26 protein-coding genes are annotated in these 19,831 nt (G+C 60.5%); 9 read left to right on the top strand and 17 right to left on the bottom strand.

All coding sequences use genetic code 11. The features are described from left to right. Positions 1 to 7: 7 nt before the first annotated feature. The 5 genes from bcsN to QA648_RS12895 all read right to left on the bottom strand — a co-directional run bounded on the left by bcsN (position 8) and on the right by QA648_RS12895 (position 3,571). Positions 8 to 997 carry a cellulose biosynthesis protein BcsN gene (gene bcsN, locus QA648_RS12915; RefSeq protein WP_283047332.1) on the bottom strand — a complete coding sequence of 330 codons (990 nt, stop codon included), beginning with the start codon at positions 995 to 997 and terminating at the stop codon, positions 8 to 10. 303 nt (positions 998 to 1,300) lie between these two features. Beyond that, the gene (locus QA648_RS12910; protein ID WP_283047331.1) at positions 1,301 to 1,885 is read right to left on the bottom strand and encodes a hypothetical protein; all 585 of its coding nucleotides are present in this window, start codon (positions 1,883 to 1,885) and stop codon (positions 1,301 to 1,303) included. A gap of 161 nt (positions 1,886 to 2,046) precedes the next feature. Further along, the gene (locus QA648_RS12905; RefSeq protein ID WP_104824226.1) at positions 2,047 to 2,307 is read right to left on the bottom strand and encodes a DUF2312 domain-containing protein; all 261 of its coding nucleotides are present in this window, start codon (positions 2,305 to 2,307) and stop codon (positions 2,047 to 2,049) included. 99 nt (positions 2,308 to 2,406) lie between these two features. Next, positions 2,407 to 2,712 (bottom strand): DUF1244 domain-containing protein, encoded by a 306-nt coding sequence (locus QA648_RS12900; protein ID WP_104824225.1) that lies wholly within the window; start codon positions 2,710 to 2,712, stop codon positions 2,407 to 2,409. 61 nt (positions 2,713 to 2,773) lie between these two features. Next, positions 2,774 to 3,571 carry an N-formylglutamate amidohydrolase gene (locus QA648_RS12895; protein ID WP_283047330.1) on the bottom strand — a complete coding sequence of 266 codons (798 nt, stop codon included), beginning with the start codon at positions 3,569 to 3,571 and terminating at the stop codon, positions 2,774 to 2,776. 206 nt (positions 3,572 to 3,777) lie between these two features. Here QA648_RS12895 and QA648_RS12890 point away from each other — a divergent pair, with 206 nt between their 5' ends. From QA648_RS12890 to QA648_RS12870, 5 genes are all read left to right on the top strand, one after another. After that, entirely contained in the window at positions 3,778 to 4,266 is a 489-nt protein-coding gene (locus QA648_RS12890; protein ID WP_028752900.1) for a DUF1036 domain-containing protein, read from the top strand. Further along, entirely contained in the window at positions 4,266 to 5,705 is a 1,440-nt protein-coding gene (gene pyk, locus QA648_RS12885) for a pyruvate kinase (protein WP_104824223.1), read from the top strand. Before QA648_RS12890 ends, pyk begins: the two co-directional genes overlap by 1 nt. A gap of 339 nt (positions 5,706 to 6,044) precedes the next feature. Beyond that, the gene (locus tag QA648_RS12880) at positions 6,045 to 7,439 is read left to right on the top strand and encodes a selenium-binding family protein (protein WP_104824222.1); all 1,395 of its coding nucleotides are present in this window, start codon (positions 6,045 to 6,047) and stop codon (positions 7,437 to 7,439) included. 27 nt (positions 7,440 to 7,466) lie between these two features. Further along, positions 7,467 to 8,096 carry a hypothetical protein gene (locus tag QA648_RS12875; protein WP_283047328.1) on the top strand — a complete coding sequence of 210 codons (630 nt, stop codon included), beginning with the start codon at positions 7,467 to 7,469 and terminating at the stop codon, positions 8,094 to 8,096. A gap of 77 nt (positions 8,097 to 8,173) precedes the next feature. Then, positions 8,174 to 8,809, top strand: coding sequence for a LysE family translocator (locus QA648_RS12870; protein WP_104825200.1), 636 nt, complete (start codon positions 8,174 to 8,176; stop codon positions 8,807 to 8,809). 3 nt (positions 8,810 to 8,812) lie between these two features. On the opposite strand, the gene QA648_RS12865 is transcribed toward QA648_RS12870, so the two are convergent. From QA648_RS12865 to QA648_RS12850, 4 genes are all read right to left on the bottom strand, one after another. Next, entirely contained in the window at positions 8,813 to 9,784 is a 972-nt protein-coding gene (locus tag QA648_RS12865; RefSeq protein ID WP_283047326.1) for a threonine/serine dehydratase, read from the bottom strand. An 89-nt stretch (positions 9,785 to 9,873) separates the two neighbouring features. Beyond that, entirely contained in the window at positions 9,874 to 10,446 is a 573-nt protein-coding gene (locus QA648_RS12860) for a DUF4865 family protein (protein WP_283047324.1), read from the bottom strand. A gap of 2 nt (positions 10,447 to 10,448) precedes the next feature. Further along, positions 10,449 to 10,844, bottom strand: coding sequence for a cupin domain-containing protein (locus QA648_RS12855; RefSeq protein ID WP_283047322.1), 396 nt, complete (start codon positions 10,842 to 10,844; stop codon positions 10,449 to 10,451). A gap of 5 nt (positions 10,845 to 10,849) precedes the next feature. Beyond that, a complete protein-coding gene (locus tag QA648_RS12850) occupies positions 10,850 to 11,239 on the bottom strand; it encodes a tautomerase family protein (RefSeq protein ID WP_104824217.1) in 390 nt (129 codons plus the stop codon). A 110-nt stretch (positions 11,240 to 11,349) separates the two neighbouring features. Between QA648_RS12850 and QA648_RS12845 the strand changes: the two genes are divergently transcribed. Next, positions 11,350 to 12,291: a LysR substrate-binding domain-containing protein gene (locus tag QA648_RS12845; RefSeq protein WP_283047321.1), complete on the top strand. Its 942-nt coding sequence runs from the start codon at positions 11,350 to 11,352 to the stop codon at positions 12,289 to 12,291. On the opposite strand, the gene QA648_RS12840 is transcribed toward QA648_RS12845, so the two are convergent. From QA648_RS12840 to QA648_RS12815, 6 genes are all read right to left on the bottom strand, one after another. Next, the gene (locus QA648_RS12840) at positions 12,270 to 13,319 is read right to left on the bottom strand and encodes an alpha/beta hydrolase (RefSeq protein WP_283047320.1); all 1,050 of its coding nucleotides are present in this window, start codon (positions 13,317 to 13,319) and stop codon (positions 12,270 to 12,272) included. The genes QA648_RS12845 and QA648_RS12840 overlap by 22 nt on opposite strands. A 137-nt stretch (positions 13,320 to 13,456) precedes the next feature. Next, positions 13,457 to 14,086, bottom strand: a complete 630-nt coding sequence (locus tag QA648_RS12835) for a hypothetical protein (RefSeq protein ID WP_283047319.1) — start codon at positions 14,084 to 14,086, stop codon at positions 13,457 to 13,459. Positions 14,087 to 14,184: 98 nt separating this feature from the next. Next, entirely contained in the window at positions 14,185 to 14,310 is a 126-nt protein-coding gene (gene ykgO, locus QA648_RS12830) for a type B 50S ribosomal protein L36 (protein ID WP_003582204.1), read from the bottom strand. Between the two features lie 153 nt (positions 14,311 to 14,463). Next, on the bottom strand, positions 14,464 to 15,522 hold the full coding sequence (locus tag QA648_RS12825; protein WP_283047315.1) for a 5-(carboxyamino)imidazole ribonucleotide synthase: 1,059 nt from the start codon (positions 15,520 to 15,522) through the stop codon (positions 14,464 to 14,466). Beyond that, positions 15,519 to 16,013 carry a 5-(carboxyamino)imidazole ribonucleotide mutase gene (gene purE, locus QA648_RS12820; RefSeq protein ID WP_028752912.1) on the bottom strand — a complete coding sequence of 165 codons (495 nt, stop codon included), beginning with the start codon at positions 16,011 to 16,013 and terminating at the stop codon, positions 15,519 to 15,521. Before purE ends, QA648_RS12825 begins: the two co-directional genes overlap by 4 nt. Before the next feature lie 18 nt (positions 16,014 to 16,031). Then, positions 16,032 to 16,235: a DUF465 domain-containing protein gene (locus QA648_RS12815; RefSeq protein WP_283047313.1), complete on the bottom strand. Its 204-nt coding sequence runs from the start codon at positions 16,233 to 16,235 to the stop codon at positions 16,032 to 16,034. A 229-nt stretch (positions 16,236 to 16,464) separates the two neighbouring features. Between QA648_RS12815 and QA648_RS12810 the strand changes: the two genes are divergently transcribed. Continuing rightward, complete coding sequence (locus QA648_RS12810) at positions 16,465 to 16,638, top strand: DUF465 domain-containing protein (RefSeq protein WP_081670329.1); 174 nt, start codon at positions 16,465 to 16,467, stop codon at positions 16,636 to 16,638. A 209-nt stretch (positions 16,639 to 16,847) separates the two neighbouring features. Here QA648_RS12810 and QA648_RS12805 read toward each other — a convergent pair whose 3' ends face one another. Both QA648_RS12805 and QA648_RS12800 read right to left on the bottom strand, forming a co-directional pair. Next, positions 16,848 to 17,108: a metalloregulator ArsR/SmtB family transcription factor gene (locus QA648_RS12805; protein WP_104824212.1), complete on the bottom strand. Its 261-nt coding sequence runs from the start codon at positions 17,106 to 17,108 to the stop codon at positions 16,848 to 16,850. A 75-nt stretch (positions 17,109 to 17,183) separates the two neighbouring features. Next, a complete protein-coding gene (locus QA648_RS12800; RefSeq protein ID WP_283047311.1) occupies positions 17,184 to 17,708 on the bottom strand; it encodes a tetratricopeptide repeat protein in 525 nt (174 codons plus the stop codon). 211 nt (positions 17,709 to 17,919) lie between these two features. Between QA648_RS12800 and QA648_RS12795 the strand changes: the two genes are divergently transcribed. Both QA648_RS12795 and QA648_RS12790 read left to right on the top strand, forming a co-directional pair. Continuing rightward, positions 17,920 to 18,573 carry a thiamine phosphate synthase gene (locus QA648_RS12795; protein WP_283047309.1) on the top strand — a complete coding sequence of 218 codons (654 nt, stop codon included), beginning with the start codon at positions 17,920 to 17,922 and terminating at the stop codon, positions 18,571 to 18,573. A gap of 9 nt (positions 18,574 to 18,582) precedes the next feature. Continuing rightward, positions 18,583 to 19,824 (top strand): tetratricopeptide repeat protein, encoded by a 1,242-nt coding sequence (locus QA648_RS12790; RefSeq protein WP_283047308.1) that lies wholly within the window; start codon positions 18,583 to 18,585, stop codon positions 19,822 to 19,824. Positions 19,825 to 19,831: the final 7 nt, after the last annotated feature.

The raw sequence follows: 19,831 nt of genomic DNA, 5'->3' as shown, positions 1-19,831 counted from the left end.
AGGTTGTTTATCTCCGGCAGGCCGCGGTCGCGGCCGCGTCGCCGATACAGTCTGGGGATGGTACGATTGTACCGTTGGTTCCCATCGTTCTGGGCTGAACCTGTGCCGGTATCTGCGCCGGCGCGGTCGTGACACCTGTCTGGGGCATGCTGCCCTGCGGATCGGGCAATGGCACGCGAGGACCGACTGCTTGAGGCGGAGCCACCGTGACGGGCTGCGGCTGGACCGGGATCTGGCGACGGACGACGGCGGGACGAACCACAACAGGGCGGACTTCATAGCCGCTGGCCATCGCACCGTTTCGGTAGCCGCCCGCATCCGGGTAAATCGGATCGCCAGGATGGCCGAGCAAAGCATCGGCTCCTCGCGGGGCACCATAGGGGTTCAAGGTCTGGCCTTCGAAGCCGCCGGCGATCGTGTAGCCGTAAACGGTGCTTAGGAGCTGCCGCTCGTTTGCCTGCGCATCGCAGAGCCGGAGCCTGACCTGAACCGTGCTGAAATTACGCTGCTCCACCGGCGGGGAATGACCGGCACGGATTTGCTGCCAGGCATAAATGCAGGTATCGCCCGCCCGGCTCTGGCCAGAAGCATAACCGAAGGGGCCGTAGCTGTTCTGCACGAAGTTTGCGGAGCGAGCGAGGCGAACGCCGGGTATCGTCGCAGCCATCTCACGCGAGATCGCGCCTTCGCTGATCATTTGATAAGGCGTGCTGCCAAGTCCCGGGTTCGAGCCGGACGCGCCGAGAAACTGCACTTTGAGAAAGTTCTGACCGGCAACCGACGATGTCGTGGAGAGCGATATCGTTTGCTCTACATCGTCTTTATGCTTGCGCTCGACCACGCTGACGATGGCAGGGCCGCCGGGCGGCGGGAATGCCAAAGCTTTTTCATTAGGCACGGTTTCCGCATCAGCCGATTGCCGCACTCCGCCCGTTGTCGTGCAACTGGTCGCTACCACGGCCAATGTTACGAGGGCTATTATTCTGACTAAGTGCATCTTTGATCGCGGCAATCATTTGTCGTTATATTCACGGGCAAATTACGCGATGAATTTTGAAATCAAGCCCCTGAGTTCAATATTTAGGTTAAGCGCAATTATGGTTAATTATCAATTAACAATGAAAGGATTGGTCAAATCTTAGGGCAGAAACGACGGTTTTCCGTTATTTCGGCGCGCTAGCCGCACTGCTGCATAAGATGATCGAGGCCACATCGCTTTCGCGGCCGCAGCCTTGAGATGAACTGATAGCGGACCGAGCAACCGTCGTCGTGAGGATTGTCCTGGCACTTGGCCGTAGTATTATCGCACAGGGTCCACCACGACCCTCAACGCTGACTCGCCCTTCCGATATGCTCCCAGCGAGGCAGCCCCCACGTTGGCAATAAAGTCTTCGCCACCATCCACGATCGACGCCATGACCGTCCTGCGCGGCTCGACGACGACTTCGGAAACGTCGTAGTCGGAGTCATCGGAGGGCTCGGCGTAGGAAATTTGACTGGAGGACGCCACCAGGGGATCACGGGTTTCGCATTCCGGGAGGCACGATTCAAAAGTGCGTGTCGCATCGTACCGTTTCGAAGTTGCTTTCGTCGCAACTTCGGAGGACGTCCTGATGATGGTGGGGATCGGAAGGTTTGTCGGCGTTGACGCTACCGTTGCCGTGGAGACGTCCGATGGCGTCTGCTGCGGAAGTGATGCGAGGAGATCGTCCTTTGCAGGCCGGATGTTTTGCGTGTCGGCAGCGAAGACGGTTGCGACTTGCGGCAAAGGGCGGGACGCTTCTATGTCTCCCCCGCCGATCCACCAGGACACACCCAATCCTGCACCGGCGAATGCGAGATATAGAATCTTGCTCTCGATGAACCTCGAAATTGATACAGCCATCTCTCGGACTCTTTCTCACCGTTGAAACCGGTCTGAGAAGAACTCCAAATCAGGGCGCAATTTTCGCCCAATGATGACCGGAAAGCGGCTGATTGTTCAAAAATATTTCGGCGAAAGCGGCGGAATGAACGCGCTCCTCGCGCTTCCATTCCGCCGAAAGCTTATTCCATTCCAAGCGCGGCCATGTAGGTCTGCAGAATGGATTCTTCCTCGAGGCGCTCATTGGCGTCCTTTTTGCGCAGGCGGATGATCGTCTTCATCGCCTTCGTGTCGTAGCCCCGGCCTTTCGCTTCCCCGAACACGTCCTTGATGTCGTCGGCGATCGTCTGCTTTTCTTCTTCCAGTCGCTCGATGCGCTCGATGAACTGGCGGAGTTCCGCCGCCGCTACGTTGATATCGCCGGTCGTGGCCACTTCTTCCATGTGTCATATCCTCTCTTGCGGCCTTGAGGCCTGAATTCGATGGGCCGTTGACCTGCCGTGAATGGAGCGCGAGGTCAAGCCGTCTCGATGAACGTCGCCCTATTCCTTCGGCCTGTTCTGCTCAAAAGCGGCTTTTTGCACAGCGGAAGCCTCCGTCTGGTGCAGATTTTTCCAGTCCTCGTAAGGCATGCCGTAGACCATTTCGCGCGATTCGTCCTTGGTCACCGGCAGGCCCGCTTCCTCTGCCGCCTCGCGATACCAGTTGGACAGGCAGTTGCGGCAGAAACCGGCAAGATTCATCAGGTCGATGTTCTGCACGTCGCTCCGCTCGCGCAGATGCGCGACAAGGCGCCGGAAGGCGGCTGCCTCCAGTTCGGTCTGCTGTTCCTTGGTGAGCTCAGTCATCTCTGTTTCCTCACGTCATTTTTCCCGCACGATGGCGTCCGAAGCCGCTTTTGATTTGGCGTCAAGCTTCGTCGTACGGGCCGGTGCGCGACGGATAGCGCTTGTATTCGTGCAGCGCCGGGTCGTCGTTCATCGCCGCAAAGATCGACGCCAGCCGCGCGGCCCACTCGCTGATGCCCGCCTCATCACCGATCAAATCCTGGCGGACTTCGAGCAGCGCGTGTGCGATGCCCTTGGCCATGCAGTGGCGGTACATGGTGTCGTTCCTCAGCGCCCCGTCATAGGGTTCGTTGTCGCCTATAACGAGATTGGTGTCGGCGCTGAGCTTTGCAAGAAGCGGCAGCACGGCGCGATCGTCGCTGTCCCAGAGCACGCTTGCATGCCAAGGGCGAGGGACGCCCTTCCAAGCAGGTGTGAAGGAATGCAGCGACAGCACCAGCGGCGCCTTGCCCGTCGCGTCGGCGACCGATGCGATCGTCTCATCCACGACGCGGTGATAGGGGCGGTGGAAGGCTTCGATGCGGTAGTTCCACTCTTCCTCGGTGATTGGATGATTGCCTGGGATGATCGCCCCGTCGGAGATTTTCATGATCAGGGTCGGGTCGTCTTCGCCGCGGTTCGGGTCGATCAGCAGGCGGGAAAAGCCGCCCAGCACGGCGGGCACGCCGAGCCGCGCCGAAAGTTGGCGGCAAAGCCCCTCGATGCCGATGTCATAGGCGATATGCCGCGAAAAGGCAGTTTCGGGCAGGCCTAGCCGGCCATAGCGTTCGGGGAGGTGCCGCATCGCATGATCGCCGAGGATGACCATGCCTTTGTCACGATTGCCGGTTATGATTTCGAAAGATTTGAAGTCATTCATGTGGATTGTCGATTATCGCATTTTTCAGCCCGTTGTTTGATTGCATGCGCGGGCAGAAGGTGCAAGGCTCGGCCTCTTGATCGGGCGAGAGCGAGGCCGTAGGGCACTGCTACCATCCCGTGAAGAAAATATAATCGATTAGAGTTGCGTTGACATTCGTGGGATGGCAGCGCAAGAAGACGCAACAACGAATAACCGGGAGCCCATTGGAAGCCGTGTCCAGCCAAGTCGCGCCAAGTTTCGTTACGCGGTCAGGGCCGCTTGCCCGATTCGCATTCTTCATCCTTGCCGCCGCCGCGCCATTTTTCTTCATGCCAAATGCAGCCCATGCCGATTTCCGCGTCTGCAACGGTACGCAGAATCTCGTGGGTGTGGCGATCGGCTATCGTGCGAAGGAAGGCTGGGTGACCGAGGGATGGTGGCAGGTTCCGGCCACCACCTGCGCGACTTTGATCGAAGGGCCGCTTCAATCCCGCTATTATTACCTCTACGCAGAAGATGCAGCTCGCGGCGGCCGCTGGACGGGCGATATCGAAATGTGCGTGGCGGAAAATGAATTCAAAATCCCAGGCGTGAAGGATTGCTACGCGCGCGGTTACCAGAAAATGGGATTCAAGGAATACGACACGGGGCGTCAGGCGAGTTGGATGGTTCAGCTCTCCGATACCCCGGGCAGCCAAGAAAGCCAGAATTGATGAAACGCAACCGAAAAGTCAAAATCCTAGCGACGCTCGGCCCAGCTTCCTCCGAAGAGGAGATGATTCAGAAGCTGCATGAGGCCGGTGCCGACCTCTTCCGCATCAACATGAGCCATGCCAGCCATGACCTGATGCGCACGCTCATCCAGCGTATCCGCGCCGTCGAGGCCCGCTGTGGCCGTCCGATCGGCATTCTCGCCGACTTGCAGGGTCCCAAGCTGCGTGTCGGTAAGTTTGCCCAGGGCAAGGTCGATCTCAAGCCCGGCCAGACCTTCACGCTCGACAACAACGATACGCCCGGCGACAATACCCGCGTGTTCCTGCCGCATCCGGAAATCCTGGAGTCGGTTCAGCCCGGTCACCGGCTGTTGATCGACGACGGCAAGCTCGCGCTTCGCGCTGAAAAGTGCGACGGCAAGAGCATTGTCACGACCGTCATTTCCGGTACGAAGATTTCCGACCGCAAAGGCGTCAGCCTGCCGGATACGCTGCTTGGCGTCGGCGCGCTGACCGACAAGGATCGCACCGACCTTGACGCCGTTCTCGCCACCAACGAAGTCGACTGGGTTGCGCTCTCCTTCATCCAGCGTCCGGAAGACCTGTCCGAAGTCCGCAAGATTTCGCGCGGCCGCGTCGGCCTGATGTCGAAGATCGAGAAGCCGCAGGCTGTCGAGCGCATCGAGGAAATCATCGAGCTTTCCGACGCGCTCATGGTCGCCCGCGGCGATCTTGGTGTCGAAATGCCGCTCGAAGCCGTTCCCGGCATCCAGAAGCAATTGATCCGCGCCTGCCGCCGTTCCGGTAAGCCGGTGGTTGTCGCCACGCAGATGCTGGAATCGATGATCTCGGCGCCGGTTCCGACCCGTGCCGAAGTCTCTGACGTCGCCACCGCCGTCTTCGAAGGTGCTGACGCCGTCATGCTGTCGGCCGAGTCCGCTTCGGGCGACTATCCGGTCGAGGCCGTATCGACAATGGCTTCGATCGCCAGCACCATCGAGCGCGAGCCGCACTATCCGGGCATTATCTACGCCCAGCGCGCGCAGCCGGAAGCAACCGGCGCCGACGCTATCTCGCTCGCTGCCCGTCAGATCGCCGAGACGCTGAAGCTCGCTGCCATCGTCTGCTACACCTCGTCGGGCACGACCGGTCTGCGCGCTTCGCGCGAGCGCCCGCAGGTTCCGATCCTGGCGCTGTCGCCGATCATCCAGACGGCCCGCCGTCTGTCGGTGGTCTGGGGCATGCACTGTGTCGTCACGCATGACGCCACGGACCTTGACGATATGGTCAACAATGCCTGCCGCATCGTCGCCGAGGAAGGCTTCGGCAAGCCCGGCGACCGCATCATCATCTCCGCCGGCGTGCCGCTCGGCACCCCCGGTGCGACCAACATGCTGCGCATCGCCTATATAGGCTCTGACGGCCAATCAGGCGTCTGATTGCCGGTATTTACAAGTATCGAAGCCCGCTGCCTGAGAAGGCGGCGGGTTTTTGCGTTATCGGACGGCCATCGCTATCGCGCCAACCCTCATCTTGGAAAAATAGCCGGTCGTCGTGGTAAGGGCGCCGGCGAAAAAAGCTGCCCAAACCCGCCTTTATTTGAGATAATCGCGTGGGGAGGATTGCCTCTGCTGAATGTTCAGCCGGGAGGACAGTCGCAAATCAGTATCTCATTGAAGCATTTGATCCTGCCCCGTCCGCAGCGATGAGCCTGCTGTCGGCAAGCATCCAGCGAACATCTTTCACTGTTCAGCAATCGCGAGCCAGGAGCACTTCACATGGTAACGTGGAAACCCGATCCGAGCTTTTATCCATCACCGCGCATGGCCATGAAGGCCGCGCCGGAGACACTTGCCTATGTCGTCGCCTTCGATCCGACGCGAGCGGTTCCCGACGAGCTCGCGGTCGTCGATGTCGATCCCAATTCAGCCTCTTACGGTCAGATCGTCACCTCCGTCGCGATGCCCAATGTCGGTGACGAGTTGCATCATTTCGGCTGGAATGCCTGCTCGTCCTGCCTTTGCCCGAATGCGCCGCATCCGCATGCGGAGCGCCGTTATCTGGTCGTGCCGGGATTGAGGTCTTCGCGCATCCACATCATCGATACCAAGCCCGATGGCCGCAAACCATCGATCGTCAAGGTCATCGAGCCCGGCGAAGTCGCCGAGCGCGCCGGATATTCCCGGCCCCACACCATTCACTGCGGACCGGAAGGGATCTATGTCGCCGCTCTTGGCAATGCCGAGGGGAAGGGACCGGGCGGGGTGTTCCTCATGGATCACGAGACCTTCGAGGTGCGCGGCCAATGGGAAATGGATCGCGGACCGCAGCAGCTTTCCTATGATGTCTGGTGGCACCTTGGTCACGATACGCTCGTCACCAGCGAGTGGGGTACGCCGGATACATTCGAAAACGGCTTGATCCCGGAAGTCCTGCTCGGTGCAAAATATGGCCGCCGTCTGCATTTCTGGGATCTGCACAAGCGCAAGCATCTGCAGACGATCGATTTCGGCGACAAGTATCAGCTCGTATTCGAACTCAGACCCGCGCATGACCCGACCAAGGCCTATGGTTTCGTCAACTGCGTTCTCAGTCTTGAGGACCTCTCCTCCTCGATATGGGTCTGGCATCGCGACGGGGAGAAGTGGGCGGTGACGAAGGTGATCGACATTCCGGCGGAGCCGGCCGATCCGGAGCAGTTGCCGCCGATGCTCAAGGGCTTCGGTGCCGTGCCGCCGCTCGTTACCGACATCGATCTTTCGATGGATGACAGATTTCTCTACGTCTCCTGCTGGGGGACCGGCGATCTGCATCAGTATGACGTCTCCGATCCGTTCAAGCCGAAGCTGACGGGGAAGGTCAGGATCGGCGGCATCGTTTCGCGCGCGTCGCACCCGAAAGCGAAGAATGGCGCGCTGAATGGCGGCCCGCAAATGGTCGAGATCAGCCGCGATGGTCGCCGCGTCTATTTCACCAACTCGCTCTATGGCGCGATCGACGAGCAGTTCTATCCCGATGGCCTTTCCGGCTGGATGGTAAAGCTCGACGCGGGCGCGGACGGCGGCATTGCCTTCGACGAGAAATTCTTCGTCGAGTGGCCGAAATCGCATCGTCCGCACCAGGTCCGCTTGCAGGGTGGGGATTGCTCGTCGGATTCCTATTGCTATCCGTGAGCAAAGGTCAGCCGGACGAGGCGCCCCATGAACGAACTCTGGCCCTGGATGCTGCTGGCGGGATTGGGCGCCTTTCATGGCCTCAACCCCGCGATGGGATGGTTGTTTGCCGTGGCGCTTGGCGTTCATCGGCAGAGTTCCGCAGCCGTGGTCAAGGCGGTGCCCGCCATTGCCCTTGGCCACGCCGTATCCATCGCGCTTGTTGCCGGAGCGGTGGTCGCTGTCGGTCTTTTTGTGGATCAGGGCGCCGTACGCACGGTCACGGGGCTGGGTCTCATCGCATGGGCTATCTGGCATCACTTTTATGGACACCGGCACCGCGTTCGCATCGGCATGCGTACTGGGCTTACGGGCCTCGTGCTCTGGTCGTTTTTGATGGCGACGGCCCACGGCGCCGGGCTCATGCTCCTGCCGGCCTTGATGCCGCTCTGCCTTGCGGGGTCACCATTGCATGACATCGGCGGGGATGCGTCCGCGGCGATGACGATTGCGGCCGTCGGTGTCCACACCCTTGCGATGTTAGTGGTCACAAGCCTCGTTGCCCTCGCGGTCTATCGCTGGGTCGGGCTCGAAATATTGCGCAGCGCCTGGATCAATGTGGATCTCGTATGGACGCTGGTTCTGCTTGGCACCGGTACTGTGCTGTTGGTCGTCTAGAGGTTGTGGAGATCCATCCCCATGCTTGCAAAGCGCAGCGGTGCATGCAAGTTTCCGACAGTCATGGGGAGGAAATCATGCACACTGCCACGCTGCTTGCCTTTGCCACTGTCTCCTTCATCGGCATCGCGACGCCGGGGCCGACCGTGCTCCTGGCATTGACCAACGGCTCGCGCTACGGCGTGCGCCGCGCCCTGGCGGGCATGGTCGGCGCCGTGCTGTCGGATTTCGTGCTGATCGGCGCGGTTGCCATCGGGCTCGGCGCGTTGCTGGCCGCCTCGGAATTCTGGTTTTCAGTGCTGAAATGGGCGGGTGCTGCCTATCTTGCCTTTCTCGGCATCATGATGCTGCGCTCCAAGGGAACGATCGACGGCATGCTCAAGGCCAGTGCCGGGCAGGCGAAAGGGACGATGCTGTCCATTGGAATGAAGAGCTTCATGGTCGCGGTGACCAATCCCAAGGGTTATCTGTTCTTCTCGGCCTTTTTGCCGCAGTTCATCGATCCTGCCGCACCGCAAATGCCGCAATATGCCATCCTCGCGGTGCTTTTCGCTTCGCTCGATTTCGCGATCATGTTCGGATACGCCGCTTTCGGCTCGCAAGCCGTGCGTTTCCTCAAGACGGAAGGTACGAAATGGCTGGAACGCGCCTGCGGTGGCGCGCTCCTCGCCTTGGCCGGCTCGCTGGCGCTTTATCGTCGCGCGACGAATTGACGGTTAGTGGCGGCGCAGCGCCGTTTCGAAGACATCGGTATCGACATTGCCGCCGGAGGTGACCGCAATGACCGTGTCGCCGTCGATCTCATTGCCATGGAAAAGGGCGGCCGCCAGCGCAACGGCGCCACCAGGCTCGACCACGATCTTGAGGCGAGTGAAGGCGAGTGCCATGGCGTCCAGCGCTTCCTCGTCGGTCACGACAAGGCCGGGGCCGCAGAGGCGCTTCAGGATCGGAAAAGTAATATTGCCAGGCTGTGGAGTGATGATGGCGTCGCAGATCGAGCCCTGCAGAGCGGCGTTGCGTTCGATTTTGCCGGAGGCAAGAGAGCGGGTGGTGTCGTCAAAGTCCTTGGGTTCGCAGGGGCGGACCTTGAAGCCGGGCGCGCGGGCTTCCAGTGCCAGTGCAATGCCCGAGGTGAGGCCACCACCGCCGCAGGGGGCGAGCACAGTCGCGGCATCGATGCCCTCTTCGGCTGCCTGTTCGGCGATTTCCAGCCCTGTCGTTCCCTGGCCGGCGATCACCAGCGGCTCGTCGAAGGGCTTGATCAGGGTGAGGCCGCGCTCCTTGGAGAGCCGCGCACCGATCTCGTCGCGATCCTCCTTGATGCGATCGTAGAGTACGACCTCGGCGCCCAAGGCGCGGGTATTGGCGATCTTCAGCTTCGGTGCGTCCGTCGGCATGACGATGACGGCAGGGATGCCATGCAGTTGCGCGGCAAGCGCCACACCTTGGGCGTGATTGCCGGAGGAGAAGGCGATGACGCCCTTGGCACGCAGGGAGCGTTCCAGCCCGGAAACCGCCGACCAGCCGCCGCGAAACTTGAAGGAACCAGTATGCTGCAGGCATTCCGCTTTCACAAATAGCCGCCGCCCGGCGATCTCATCCAGGAATGGGGAGGAGAGAAGGGGAGTGCGTCGCGCGCGACCGTCGAGGCGATCGCGAGCGGCTTCAATCATTGCAATATCGACCATGGAGGGAACACTCTTCTGCTGCGGAAAGGCTGTTCATCCATAAAACGCCGTGGTTCTCTTTAAAACAACGACTTTGTCCCGGTGACACTTCAACCGGCATCCGACAAAGAAAGGTGGCCGACATCGTAGATCTGGACGCTAGGCCCCAAAACGTCTTTTGGCAGATCGGCAAGCAGACGGAAACGCACCTGCGTCCAACCGGCCGGCTCGAAGGCGGCGACGGAAGCAAGCGCTTCGCCGCGCGTGACCTCGCCGGCGGCTGCATCGCTTTCGCGCTGACGGATCTCGGCAAGCGGCGCGTAAGGCTCCATCTGAACGATCTCGCGGATGGCGAACCGGGCATCGCGAATATCCGGCGAGATTGCAGTGTGCCAGACGACCCAGGTCTTCACCTGCGGCCAGCCGAAACTTTCCGTCACCCCGGCAAAGCCGGGACCGCAGATGAAGTTGCTCAAGCCCTCATCCTTTTCCCAGACATAGAAGGGCGAATAGAGGTTCTCGCGGCTTCCTGTCCTGGCATCGCCTTTCCGAGCGGAGAGATAGGCCTTGAACTTCAGACCGGGAAAATCGTCAAGCATAGGCCCCTTGTCGCGGATGCGGCGGTCGATGATCGCCATGTCATAGTCGGCGGGCAGGGTGAAGCTGTATTGCATGGCAATCATGGTCAATCCTCCAGCCAGGTCACGGCGGCGCGGTTCTGTGCGGCCTGAATGCTGATATAGGCGAAGGTGCTGTCCGGCGCTGCGCCATGTCTGTGACGCTCGCCGGGTGCGAAGGTGATGCAGTCGCCGGCGCGCAGTTCCTCAGTCGGTTCGTCGTTACGTTGGGCAAGGCCGACACCCGACAGGACGTAGAGAATCTGGCCATGTGGATGGGTGTGCCAACGGGTCATGATGCCGGGTTCCAGCGTGCAGCGCATGGCAGTGAGCCCACCATCCTTGTTGTTTTCGACCAACATTTCGACCCAGAAGGGCGCATTGGCGATGCCCTCTGGCGAACGCTGGGTGGCGGTGCCGGCACGATGGATCGGAAGTGGCTGTCGAATGCTTGTCTGGTTCATCGTCGTCAGGCCTGTTCGATCATCTGCGCGATGCCGTCTGCAAAGGACCAGTCCTCGCGCGTCGTCGTGATGATGTTGATCATGATATCTTCGGGCCGAATGCCCGGCGCATCCGCAAGCAGGGTGACGAGGCGGCGATAGAAGGCCTTCTTGACTTCGGTCGAGCGCGGTTTGCCGATGGTGATCTGGAAGAAAACGTAATTGTCCGAGCGCGGGCCGCCGAGATAGGTGCGGTCGAAGATCAGCTCGTTCGGCTCCAACTGATGGATTTCCTGAAAGCGATCCGTGGGCGGCACATCGAACGTTTCGACCATGGCGCGGTGGAAATTATCCGAGAGCGTCTGCAGATATTCCGGCGACTTGCCGCGGAGAAGGGAAATGCGGGTGAACGGCATGGGAAACTCCTGTCATCTGTCCACTTGACGGGGCAACAATGCCACGGGATAATCATTCGGAAAATCAGATAATATTGGATCGATAGTCCCAAAAATGTGAATAGTTGATCATGCGGAAAGTTATCTTCGATCTCGACGTTCTGCGCAGCTTCGTGACAGGCATGGAACTTGGCAGCTTCGCCAAGGCGGCGGATCGGCTCGGGCGTTCGACGTCTGCGATCAGCGCGCAGCTCAAGAAACTGGAGGAACAGGCGGGCACGCCGATCTTCCGCAAGGCTGGGCGCGGGCTGGCGCTGACGGAAGCCGGCGAAACCATGCTCGCCTATGCGCGGCGGTTGCTGGATCTCAACGACGAGGCGGCGACTGCGCTTCAAGGCGCGGATCTGGAGGGATGGGTGCGGCTCGGCCTGCAGGAGGACTTCGGCGAGACACTCTTGCCGGAGGTGCTCGGCCGTTTTGCGCGCGCGCATCCGAAGGTGCGGATCGAGGCGCGTGTGGTGCGCAATGCCGAGCTGGTCGAGCGCGTGACCTCCGGCAAGCTCGATCTGGCCCTTGCCTGGAGCGACGGGTTTCGCACTGCCCATACCGATCGGATCGCGGAGGTTCCGATGTGCTGGGTCGGGCCGGCGCATGATGCCACCCATTGGCGTGCCGATAGCGGCGAACCGCTGCCGCTCGCGTCATTGGAAGCGCCCTGCCTGCTGCGGTCGATCGCGACCAAGGTGCTGGACCATGCGGGCATCGGCTGGCGCATTTCCTTCGTCAGCCCCAGCCTTGGCGGGCTCTGGGCTGCGACGGCCGCTGGGTTGGGCCTGACGGTGCGTACGCCGTTGGGTTTGCCGGACAAAGTGCGGCTTATGGCGCTAGGCGAAGCCGGTCTCCCGCCGCTGCCGAAGCTCGATCTGGTCCTGCATCGCGCCGAAGCGGAAGCGAACCCGGCGACGGAGCGGCTGGCGTCGATCATGCTGCAAGCCGTGCGGCAAACGGTGGACGCGACGCCACAGGGGCGGGTGTTTGTCGATGCGCTGGATTACGAACTCGTGACCGCCTGAGCGGCGGCGGCTTCGCTCGGCAGCACGGTCTTCAGGCGGGCGAGGCGGGCTTCCGCCTCCTGAGCGAAAGCCTGGAGATCGCGTGACTGGCCGGCGAGGTGCTCCATCGCGGCGATGGCCACGTCGGTCGCGAGATAGTCCGGCTTGTGGCCGAGATGGCGGATGGTGATGAGCTCGGCGCCCGCAATGTCGCGCGCAAGGCCTCGCGAATGCAGCTCTTCCATGACGATATCGTCACTATCGCCGGTGATGATGACGGTCGGCGCCGTGATCTCGCGGTAGCGTGGTGCTTGGGCGCAAACATAGGCGAGGAGATTGGCAACGTCGGCTGCGTTGTTGCGAAAGGCCCTTGGCCGCAACACCAGCTCCGGCGCGGTCTTCGCTATGTAATCGGCAGGCCGCTGATTGGGGCGGAAGACGCCGAGCGTACCGCTTTCGACACGGTGCAGGCCGAGCGGGATCACCAGCAGATGGGCAAAGAGCCAGCCGAAGACGGGAAAGGCGGCAAGCGTATAATACCAGTCGATTCCGCCCGGCCACGGGTGGGTCGCCGGTGCTAGGAAGAGCAGGCCAGCCGTCTTGTCGGGATGGCGCATGCCGAAGGCGGCGGCGATGGCGCCGCCGAAGGAATGGCCGACGATGATGGCGTTTTCGATGCCGCGTTTCTCCATCAATCTGGCGATCGCGTCGGCCTGGCCGGAGGGCAGGGCATTTTCCGGGCCGCCGCGCTCGGAATAGCCATGGCCGGGCCGATCAACGAAGAGCATTTCCGCCCGACCCGCGAGCGGGCCGGCAAAGGCCTCGAATTGGTCGCGCAGATTGCCGCTGGCGCCATGGATGAAGACCAGCGGTGGCAGATCGGCCGTGGCCGGGCGCGGCAAGTGCAGGGCGTTCATGCGGAATTCGCCGATATCGGTCAGCTCGCCGATATTGGGATAGGCCTGCTCGATCGCGCGTGTCTTATACGCCGAGAAACCGGCTGCGGCGGCAAGAAGCAGGACAAGAGCACAAAATAGAACATCGATCATTGCAGTATGAAGTAGAGAATTGGACCACCAGCCTATCCGACGTTCATGACCTCTCGTCCGCCGTAGGCCTGCCCGTTGTTGTAAAACCCCAGACCATGCCGCTTACAGGTGGAATCACCAGCAAGCAGACAGATGCTCTAGGTGCGGCTGCCGGCGATTTTTTCAGAGAGGGTATTAAACTGGTCCTGGGCGGCGCGATTCGCTGGATAGATCTCAAGGAAGCGCTCCCAGGCCTTCAACGTCAGCTCGTCATTGCCGGTTTCGTTTAGGATCGCGGCCATGCCGGCAAGCGCGCCGAAGTGGCGCGGCTCTATCCGTAGCACCTGATTGATGTCTTCCATCGATTTGCGATAGTCGCCGATGGCATAATTCAGCGTCGCGCGGCGGTTCCAGCCCTCGGCATAATCCGGCTTCAGCGAGATCACCTGGTCCAAGAAATCCATGGCGGCGGCATTGCGCTTTTCCTGGATGGCCTTATCGGCCCACTGCATCAGGAGATTGATGGTGGCGCTGCCGGAATCGCTCCATTCCATGCGAATCTGGTCGGCGATAAGGCTCGCCTGGTCGGGATTGCGCTGGCGCTTCAACGCCGTGAAGAGATTATCGATCTGCTGCTTCGACGACAGGCTGCCGGACGCGGCGTTCGGATCTTTTTTCTCAACGATATTAGAATCATCCGCCATAGCGACATGCGGTGCGGCGGCGGTCAGAGCGAGGAGAATCGGCAAGGCCAGATATGACAAAGCAAAAATGCGCATGGCGGGCATAGTAGCCCGCCAATGTCGAAGATCAAAATAATTTTGATGTGATCATCTCAAGCGACCGCGAACGGTCCGCCTGGCCCATGGCCAGGCGCCACGCAAAATCAGCCCTGACGAGCCTTGTAGCGCGGGTTCAGCTTGTTGATGATGTAAATGCGGCCCTTGCGGCGGACCAGACGGTTGTCACGGTGACGCGCCTTGAGCGACTTGAGCGAATTCTTGATCTTCATTTTTCTGATCCGCGATGTTTGAGGGGGAATGTCACATTCGCCCGGTATCTTTAACAATCAAAAGCGCGCTCAGGGCGCGCTCTTTAGGGTGGGCAGCAAATACCCTGTCGCCTGGGCCCTGTCAACCATGTCAGGGGTTTTTTCCCAGGGCTGTTAGCGGCGAAGCTGCGTGACGTGGCCCATCTTGCGGCCGGGACGCGACTCCGTCTTGCCGTAGAGATGCACCAGCACGTCATCCTGGCTCAGCCAATCGGGAACCGAAAGGATATCGTCGCCGATCAGATTCTGCATCACGCAGTCGGAATGACGCGCCGGATTGCCGAGCGGCAGGCCGGCGACGGCGCGGATGTGCTGCTCGAATTGCGAGACAACGCAGGCCGCTTCCGTCCAGTGGCCTGAATTGTGCACGCGTGGGGCCATTTCGTTGGCAATCAAGCTACCGTCGGCAAGCGCGAAGAACTCAATGCCGATGACGCCGACATAGCCGAGCGCGGTCAAAATCTTCTCCGCCGCCACGCGTGCCGCCCCCGCCGTCTCCGCGGAGATTCTGGCGGGAAGGGTGGAGGTGTGGAGAATGCCGTTGCGATGGATATTTTCCGCCGGATCGTAGCAGGCGACGCTGCCGTCCAGGCCGCGGGCGGCAATGATGGAAATCTCCCGCTCGAACGCCACGAAGCTTTCGAGAATCAGCGGCACGCCGCCGAGCGCGGCATAGCCGCCTTTGGCGCTGTCGGCGGACGAGCGATAGACGCGCTGCCCCTTTCCGTCGTAGCCGAGACGGCGAGTCTTGAGCACGCCCTGGCCGCCGAAGTCGGCAAGCGCCGTTTCGAGATCGGCCTGGCTGTCGACGGCATGGAAGCGGGCGGTCGGAATGCCGCAATCGTTGATGAAGCGCTTTTCGGTCAGCCTGTCCTGCGCCATCTCCAGCGCCTTCGGCGGCGGGTAGACGGCAATATCTTTGGCAAGCCTTTCGGCGGCGGCGACCGGCACGTTTTCGAATTCATAGGTGACGACGTCGCAGCGCTTCGCCAGTTCGGCAAGCGCGATGGGATCGTCATAGGCGGCCACGATCTGGTCGTCCGCCACCTGCACGGCCGGGCAATCGGCTTGCGGCTCAAGGATGATCGTGCGGAAGTTCAGGCGAGCCGCCGCCATGGCCAGCATGCGGCCGAGCTGGCCGCCGCCGATGATGCCGATCGTTTTCGCCGTCATAGGTCGTCCATGGGATATTCTGCAACGGCAGCGCTCTGCCGGGCGCGCCATTCGTCCAGCCGCTCGGCGATATCCTCGTCGCCAAGCGCCAAGACGGCGGCGGCGAGAAGGGCGGCATTGATCGCGCCAGCCTTGCCGATCGCCAAGGTGCCAACGGGAATGCCTGCCGGCATCTGCACGATGGAAAGAAGACTGTCCTGGCCGGACAAGGCGCGGGACTGCACCGGTACACCGAAGACCGGCAGCGGCGTCATCGAGGCGGCCATGCCCGGAAGGTGGGCGGCGCCACCGGCACCCGCGATGATGACTTTAAAGCCCTCGTCGCGTGCGCCCTTGGCGAAGCTCACCAGCCGGTCCGGCGTGCGATGTGCGGAGATGATGCGCGCGTCATAGGTGATTTCCAGCGCCTCCAGCGTGTCAGCGGCGTTCTTCATGGTTTCCCAGTCGGACTGGCTACCCATGATGATGGCGACGGGCGGTCTTTCTGTCATCATCGTCGCGTCTGCTCCTCAGGCGATAATGTCGGGAATGATCTGATCTTCCAGCTTGGTAAGCTTGTCCTTGATGACGAGCTTCTTCTTTTTCATGCGCTGGATGCGGAGCGCGTCGCAGCCCGTCAGGATCATGGCGTCGATTGCGGCGTCGTAATCCTCATGTTCCTGACGCAACCGCGCCACGATCAGCCTGATTTCCGCCTGTTCCTGATCGGCCATTCCTATTTCCCCAATGCCCTGCGGACTCGTGCTCGTTCCGCCTCGTGAATTCCGCAAGCTCCTATCACCAAATGACGGTAACGGGAAGTTATCCTTCATCACGAATTTGCCGCTCATAAGCCACGTTTTGGCCTTCGACAAGGGTCCAATATTATGGCACAGTAGTAGGGTTGACACCTAGAGCTTTGGCGATGGATGGCCAAGGTTCGTAAGAGGAAGGAAGGGTCATATGACTGTTCAAGCTCATCTTGAATCGCTCGAAAAGAAACATGTCGCTCTCGAGGAGGAGCTACATTCTGCACTGACATCTCCCTCTATCAATGATACCGAAATAGCCGACATCAAGCGCAGAAAGCTGCGCCTCAAAGACGAAATCCAACGTCTGCGATCGTCAGTTCACTGACACAACGTCTTCCTGAGGACAGAAAGCCGCCGATCGTGGCAAGGAAGACAGGCGGGCCAAGAGGCCCTGAAACAATTCCTTTGTAATAGACGGTGACTACTCCAGTCGATACGGATGCGCCAACTTCAAAACGTGAGGAGTGGGAGTTGGCGCAACTTTCCTGAGAAAGATCGGGAAATTGCTGCAGAGCGCGCGCAAGAGAGCCAGTCTCAGGCCCAGAACTGATCCAGCCACAAATTGAGCTTATCAAAACCGCGGCTGTTGACCGCGTAGATGCGCTTCGTGCCTTCGGTGGTGACGGAAACGAGATTGCTGTCGAGCAGCGCCTTGAGATGCTGCGATACGGCAGGGCGGCTGATCGGCAGGCCCTGCGCCAGTTCGTTGACCGTTTTCGGTGCGCGGCGGAGCTCCTCCAGCAGGTGGCGCCGGTTCGGATCCGCGATGGCTGCGAAGGGGTCCATGATCGACATGGCGAGAAGCTACGTCAAACGCCAAAGAGCGGCAAGTCAATTGTGCGCCGCATGATGAATCATGTTGGTCGCGCCCTACTTTTGTTGTTGCGGAAGCAAAATATCGGAAAAGTCGGGCATGTTCTCGTCGGATTTCTTCTTCCAGTAGGCCGCCTGCTGTGGGTCCTTGGGAACTCCTTGGCCCTGTCCGTACAGCATACTCAGCCAAAATGCGGAGAACGGTTCGCCCTGTTCCGCGGCTTTGCGAAACAATTCGGCCGCCTTGGCATAATCCTGATGTACGCCGCGGCCTGCAAGATACATCTCTCCCAATGCGAATTGTCCCTTAGCAATGCCCTGTTCCGCTAGCTTTTGAAACCAGAAGGCTGCCTGAGTGTCGTCCTGCTTAACGCCTCGCCCGTAAGCGTAGAGAGTGCCGACCATGCCTTGAGCCGTCACGTCCCCTTTCAGTGCTCTTTCGTGATAAAGCTTGAAGGCGGTGGCATAATCCGACTTCTGATAGGCTGTGAAGGCTTCATCTGGATCGGCCAGGGCGACCGTGCGAACCGCGCAAAGCGCTAGGCTCAATATTAATGCGAATATTATGCGCGCTAGTTTCATATGATTTATCACGAATCCCAACCAGTCGGCGATCAGTCCCCTAGCTTTATTTTGGTGCTGCGGCAAATATCAACTTGAGTCTTCCGTTGTCGGGCGGGCAATGCGCAGATCAGCGTCTGTTTCCCCTTGTCAGCAAGTGCTAACGGATTTACTCACAAGCATCGAATGGGTGCGCCATCCCTGATAAATGAACGCAAATATGGAAGCTTGCATGACCGTGCCCGAAGATCGCTGCCGCCTTGTTCTCATCGTTCCCGATATCGCCGATATGGAGGAGCAGGCGAAGGCGGTGGCTGACGCGTTGCGAGGCGGGGATGTGGCGTCGGTGATCATTCCGCAATATGGGCTCGACGACAGCACCTTTCAGAAGCATGCGGAAAAGCTGGTGCCGGTGTTGCAGGCGGCGGGTGCTGCGGCGTTGATTGCCGGAGATAGCCGTGTCGCGGGCCGCGCCAAGGCCGACGGGTTGCACATTACCGGCAATCTTGCCGAATTCACCGAGGCGGTCGAGAAATTCGTGCCGAAGCTGATCGTCGGCGGTGGCAGCGCCACGGACAGGCACAATGCGCTGGAGATCGGCGAACTGCGTCCCGACTATATCTTCTTCGGCAAGCTCGACGGCGACATCAAGCCGGAGGCGCATCCGAAAAACGTCGCACTCGGCGAATGGTGGGCCTCGATGATCGAGATTCCCTGCATCGTCATGGGTGGCACCGATCCGAAATCGGCGTTGGAGGTGGCTTTGTCGGGCGCCGAATTCGTGGCGCTGCGCACGGCCGTTTTTGCCGACCCTTCGGCGGCGCCGTCCATCGTTGCGGAAGTGAATGCGCTTCTCGACGAAAAAGCGCCACGGTTTGAAGATTGATAGCAATCCATGTCGCTCACGCCTCGATTCCGTCACCGTTTCTTTGTTGCTGCGCTCGCCGTTGGGCTGACGGCATTGCCGCCGCTGGCGGTGGCCCAATCGAACAACAGCGATACGTCGCTGCCCGGCATTACGACACAGCCGGAAAAGGGCAGCAGGCCCACCGATAGCGGACAATCCGACGATGCTGCGCAGCCGGATGAGACTGCGGCGCCGGACGATAGCGCGCCGGCACAAAATGATAGCGTGGTGACGCGGCCATTGAATGCCACCGTCGGCACTTTCAAGACGGAGAAGGTCGGGCCCGGCGCCGAGCCGAAAGCCGACGATGCCATCAAGCCTTCCCAGGGTGTCGGCGTCTTTGATCGCATGGGCGCGAAGCTGCCCGACCTGCCGCCGGAAAAGCCCTTTACCGGCAAGGTCGACGAAGCTTATGGCGCTTTCCAGCGCGGCTATTACCTGACCGCGTTCCAGAAAGCCTTGCCGCGGGCGCAGCTCGGTGATCCCGCGGCGCAGACCCTGCTTGCAGAACTGATGTCGCAGGGCCTCGGCGTCAAACGCGACACCAAGGACGCTGCCTTCTGGTATGGCAAGGCGGCCGAGGGCGGCGATGCGACATCGATGTTCAAATACGCGTTGCTCCTAATGGAAGGGCGCGACGTGCCGCGCGACGAGAAGAAGGCGGACGAATGGATGAAGAAGGCGGCCGATGCCGGCCAGGCATCCGCCGAATTCAACTGGGGGCAGAGCCTGACGGCGGACAATCCAGGCATCAAGGGCCTGCAGATGGCTCTCCCATATTATGAAAATGCGGCGCAGCAGGGCATTGCCGATGCGCAATATGCCGTCTCTCAGCTCTATCTCAATCTGCCCGACCTGCCGCAGGAGAAGAAGGAACAGGCCCGTGAATGGCTGTCGCGCGCCGCCAATGCGGGGTTCGACACCGCCCAACTCGACATGGGCATTTGGCTGATCAACGGGATCGGCGGCAAGCAGGACCTGGAGAACGGTTTCAACTGGATGAAGGTCGCCGCCTATCGCGGCAACGTGGTCGCGCAGAACAAGCTGGCGCATCTCTATATCAACGCGCTCGGCACGAAGCAGGATCCGGTCGCCGCGGCCACCTGGTATGTCATCTCGCGCCGCGCCGGTCTCAAAGATCCGGAGCTCGAGGATTTTTACCAGGGCATCGAGGACTATCAGCAAAAGGCCGCGATCGACGCCGCGAACAAGTTTCGCAGGTCGCAGTAATGCTTAG

The sequence above is a fragment of the Rhizobium sp. CB3171 genome (genome assembly GCF_029714265.1).
In the GTDB taxonomy this organism is placed as follows: domain Bacteria; phylum Pseudomonadota; class Alphaproteobacteria; order Rhizobiales; family Rhizobiaceae; genus Rhizobium.
Note: the sequence above shows the minus strand (reverse complement) of the source record. Positions and strands in the feature narration are given on the sequence as shown.

What these genes read in the sequence shown, in the direction of transcription:
- QA648_RS12805 (WP_104824212.1), bottom strand. Translation starts at nt 17,108, where the DNA reads ATGTCGATCATGGACCCCTTCGCAGCCATCGCGGATCCGAACCGGCGC.
- QA648_RS12815 (WP_283047313.1), bottom strand. Translation starts at nt 16,235, where the DNA reads ATGGCCGATCAGGAACAGGCGGAAATCAGGCTGATCGTGGCGCGGTTG.
- bcsN (WP_283047332.1), bottom strand. Translation starts at nt 997, where the DNA reads ATGCACTTAGTCAGAATAATAGCCCTCGTAACATTGGCCGTGGTAGCG.
- QA648_RS12870 (WP_104825200.1), top strand. Translation starts at nt 8,174, where the DNA reads ATGCACACTGCCACGCTGCTTGCCTTTGCCACTGTCTCCTTCATCGGC.
- QA648_RS12865 (WP_283047326.1), bottom strand. Translation starts at nt 9,784, where the DNA reads ATGGTCGATATTGCAATGATTGAAGCCGCTCGCGATCGCCTCGACGGT.
- QA648_RS12900 (WP_104824225.1), bottom strand. Translation starts at nt 2,712, where the DNA reads ATGACTGAGCTCACCAAGGAACAGCAGACCGAACTGGAGGCAGCCGCC.
- pyk (WP_104824223.1), top strand. Translation starts at nt 4,266, where the DNA reads ATGAAACGCAACCGAAAAGTCAAAATCCTAGCGACGCTCGGCCCAGCT.
- QA648_RS12850 (WP_104824217.1), bottom strand. Translation starts at nt 11,239, where the DNA reads ATGCCGTTCACCCGCATTTCCCTTCTCCGCGGCAAGTCGCCGGAATAT.
- QA648_RS12800 (WP_283047311.1), bottom strand. Translation starts at nt 17,708, where the DNA reads ATGAAACTAGCGCGCATAATATTCGCATTAATATTGAGCCTAGCGCTT.
- QA648_RS12810 (WP_081670329.1), top strand. Translation starts at nt 16,465, where the DNA reads ATGACTGTTCAAGCTCATCTTGAATCGCTCGAAAAGAAACATGTCGCT.
- QA648_RS12795 (WP_283047309.1), top strand. Translation starts at nt 17,920, where the DNA reads ATGACCGTGCCCGAAGATCGCTGCCGCCTTGTTCTCATCGTTCCCGAT.
- QA648_RS12880 (WP_104824222.1), top strand. Translation starts at nt 6,045, where the DNA reads ATGGTAACGTGGAAACCCGATCCGAGCTTTTATCCATCACCGCGCATG.
- ykgO (WP_003582204.1), bottom strand. Translation starts at nt 14,310, where the DNA reads ATGAAGATCAAGAATTCGCTCAAGTCGCTCAAGGCGCGTCACCGTGAC.
- QA648_RS12840 (WP_283047320.1), bottom strand. Translation starts at nt 13,319, where the DNA reads ATGATCGATGTTCTATTTTGTGCTCTTGTCCTGCTTCTTGCCGCCGCA.
- QA648_RS12825 (WP_283047315.1), bottom strand. Translation starts at nt 15,522, where the DNA reads ATGACGGCGAAAACGATCGGCATCATCGGCGGCGGCCAGCTCGGCCGC.
- QA648_RS12790 (WP_283047308.1), top strand. Translation starts at nt 18,583, where the DNA reads ATGTCGCTCACGCCTCGATTCCGTCACCGTTTCTTTGTTGCTGCGCTC.
- QA648_RS12855 (WP_283047322.1), bottom strand. Translation starts at nt 10,844, where the DNA reads ATGAACCAGACAAGCATTCGACAGCCACTTCCGATCCATCGTGCCGGC.
- QA648_RS12860 (WP_283047324.1), bottom strand. Translation starts at nt 10,446, where the DNA reads ATGATTGCCATGCAATACAGCTTCACCCTGCCCGCCGACTATGACATG.
- QA648_RS12875 (WP_283047328.1), top strand. Translation starts at nt 7,467, where the DNA reads ATGAACGAACTCTGGCCCTGGATGCTGCTGGCGGGATTGGGCGCCTTT.
- QA648_RS12835 (WP_283047319.1), bottom strand. Translation starts at nt 14,086, where the DNA reads ATGCCCGCCATGCGCATTTTTGCTTTGTCATATCTGGCCTTGCCGATT.
- purE (WP_028752912.1), bottom strand. Translation starts at nt 16,013, where the DNA reads ATGACAGAAAGACCGCCCGTCGCCATCATCATGGGTAGCCAGTCCGAC.
- QA648_RS12845 (WP_283047321.1), top strand. Translation starts at nt 11,350, where the DNA reads ATGCGGAAAGTTATCTTCGATCTCGACGTTCTGCGCAGCTTCGTGACA.
- QA648_RS12895 (WP_283047330.1), bottom strand. Translation starts at nt 3,571, where the DNA reads ATGAATGACTTCAAATCTTTCGAAATCATAACCGGCAATCGTGACAAA.
- QA648_RS12905 (WP_104824226.1), bottom strand. Translation starts at nt 2,307, where the DNA reads ATGGAAGAAGTGGCCACGACCGGCGATATCAACGTAGCGGCGGCGGAA.
- QA648_RS12910 (WP_283047331.1), bottom strand. Translation starts at nt 1,885, where the DNA reads ATGGCTGTATCAATTTCGAGGTTCATCGAGAGCAAGATTCTATATCTC.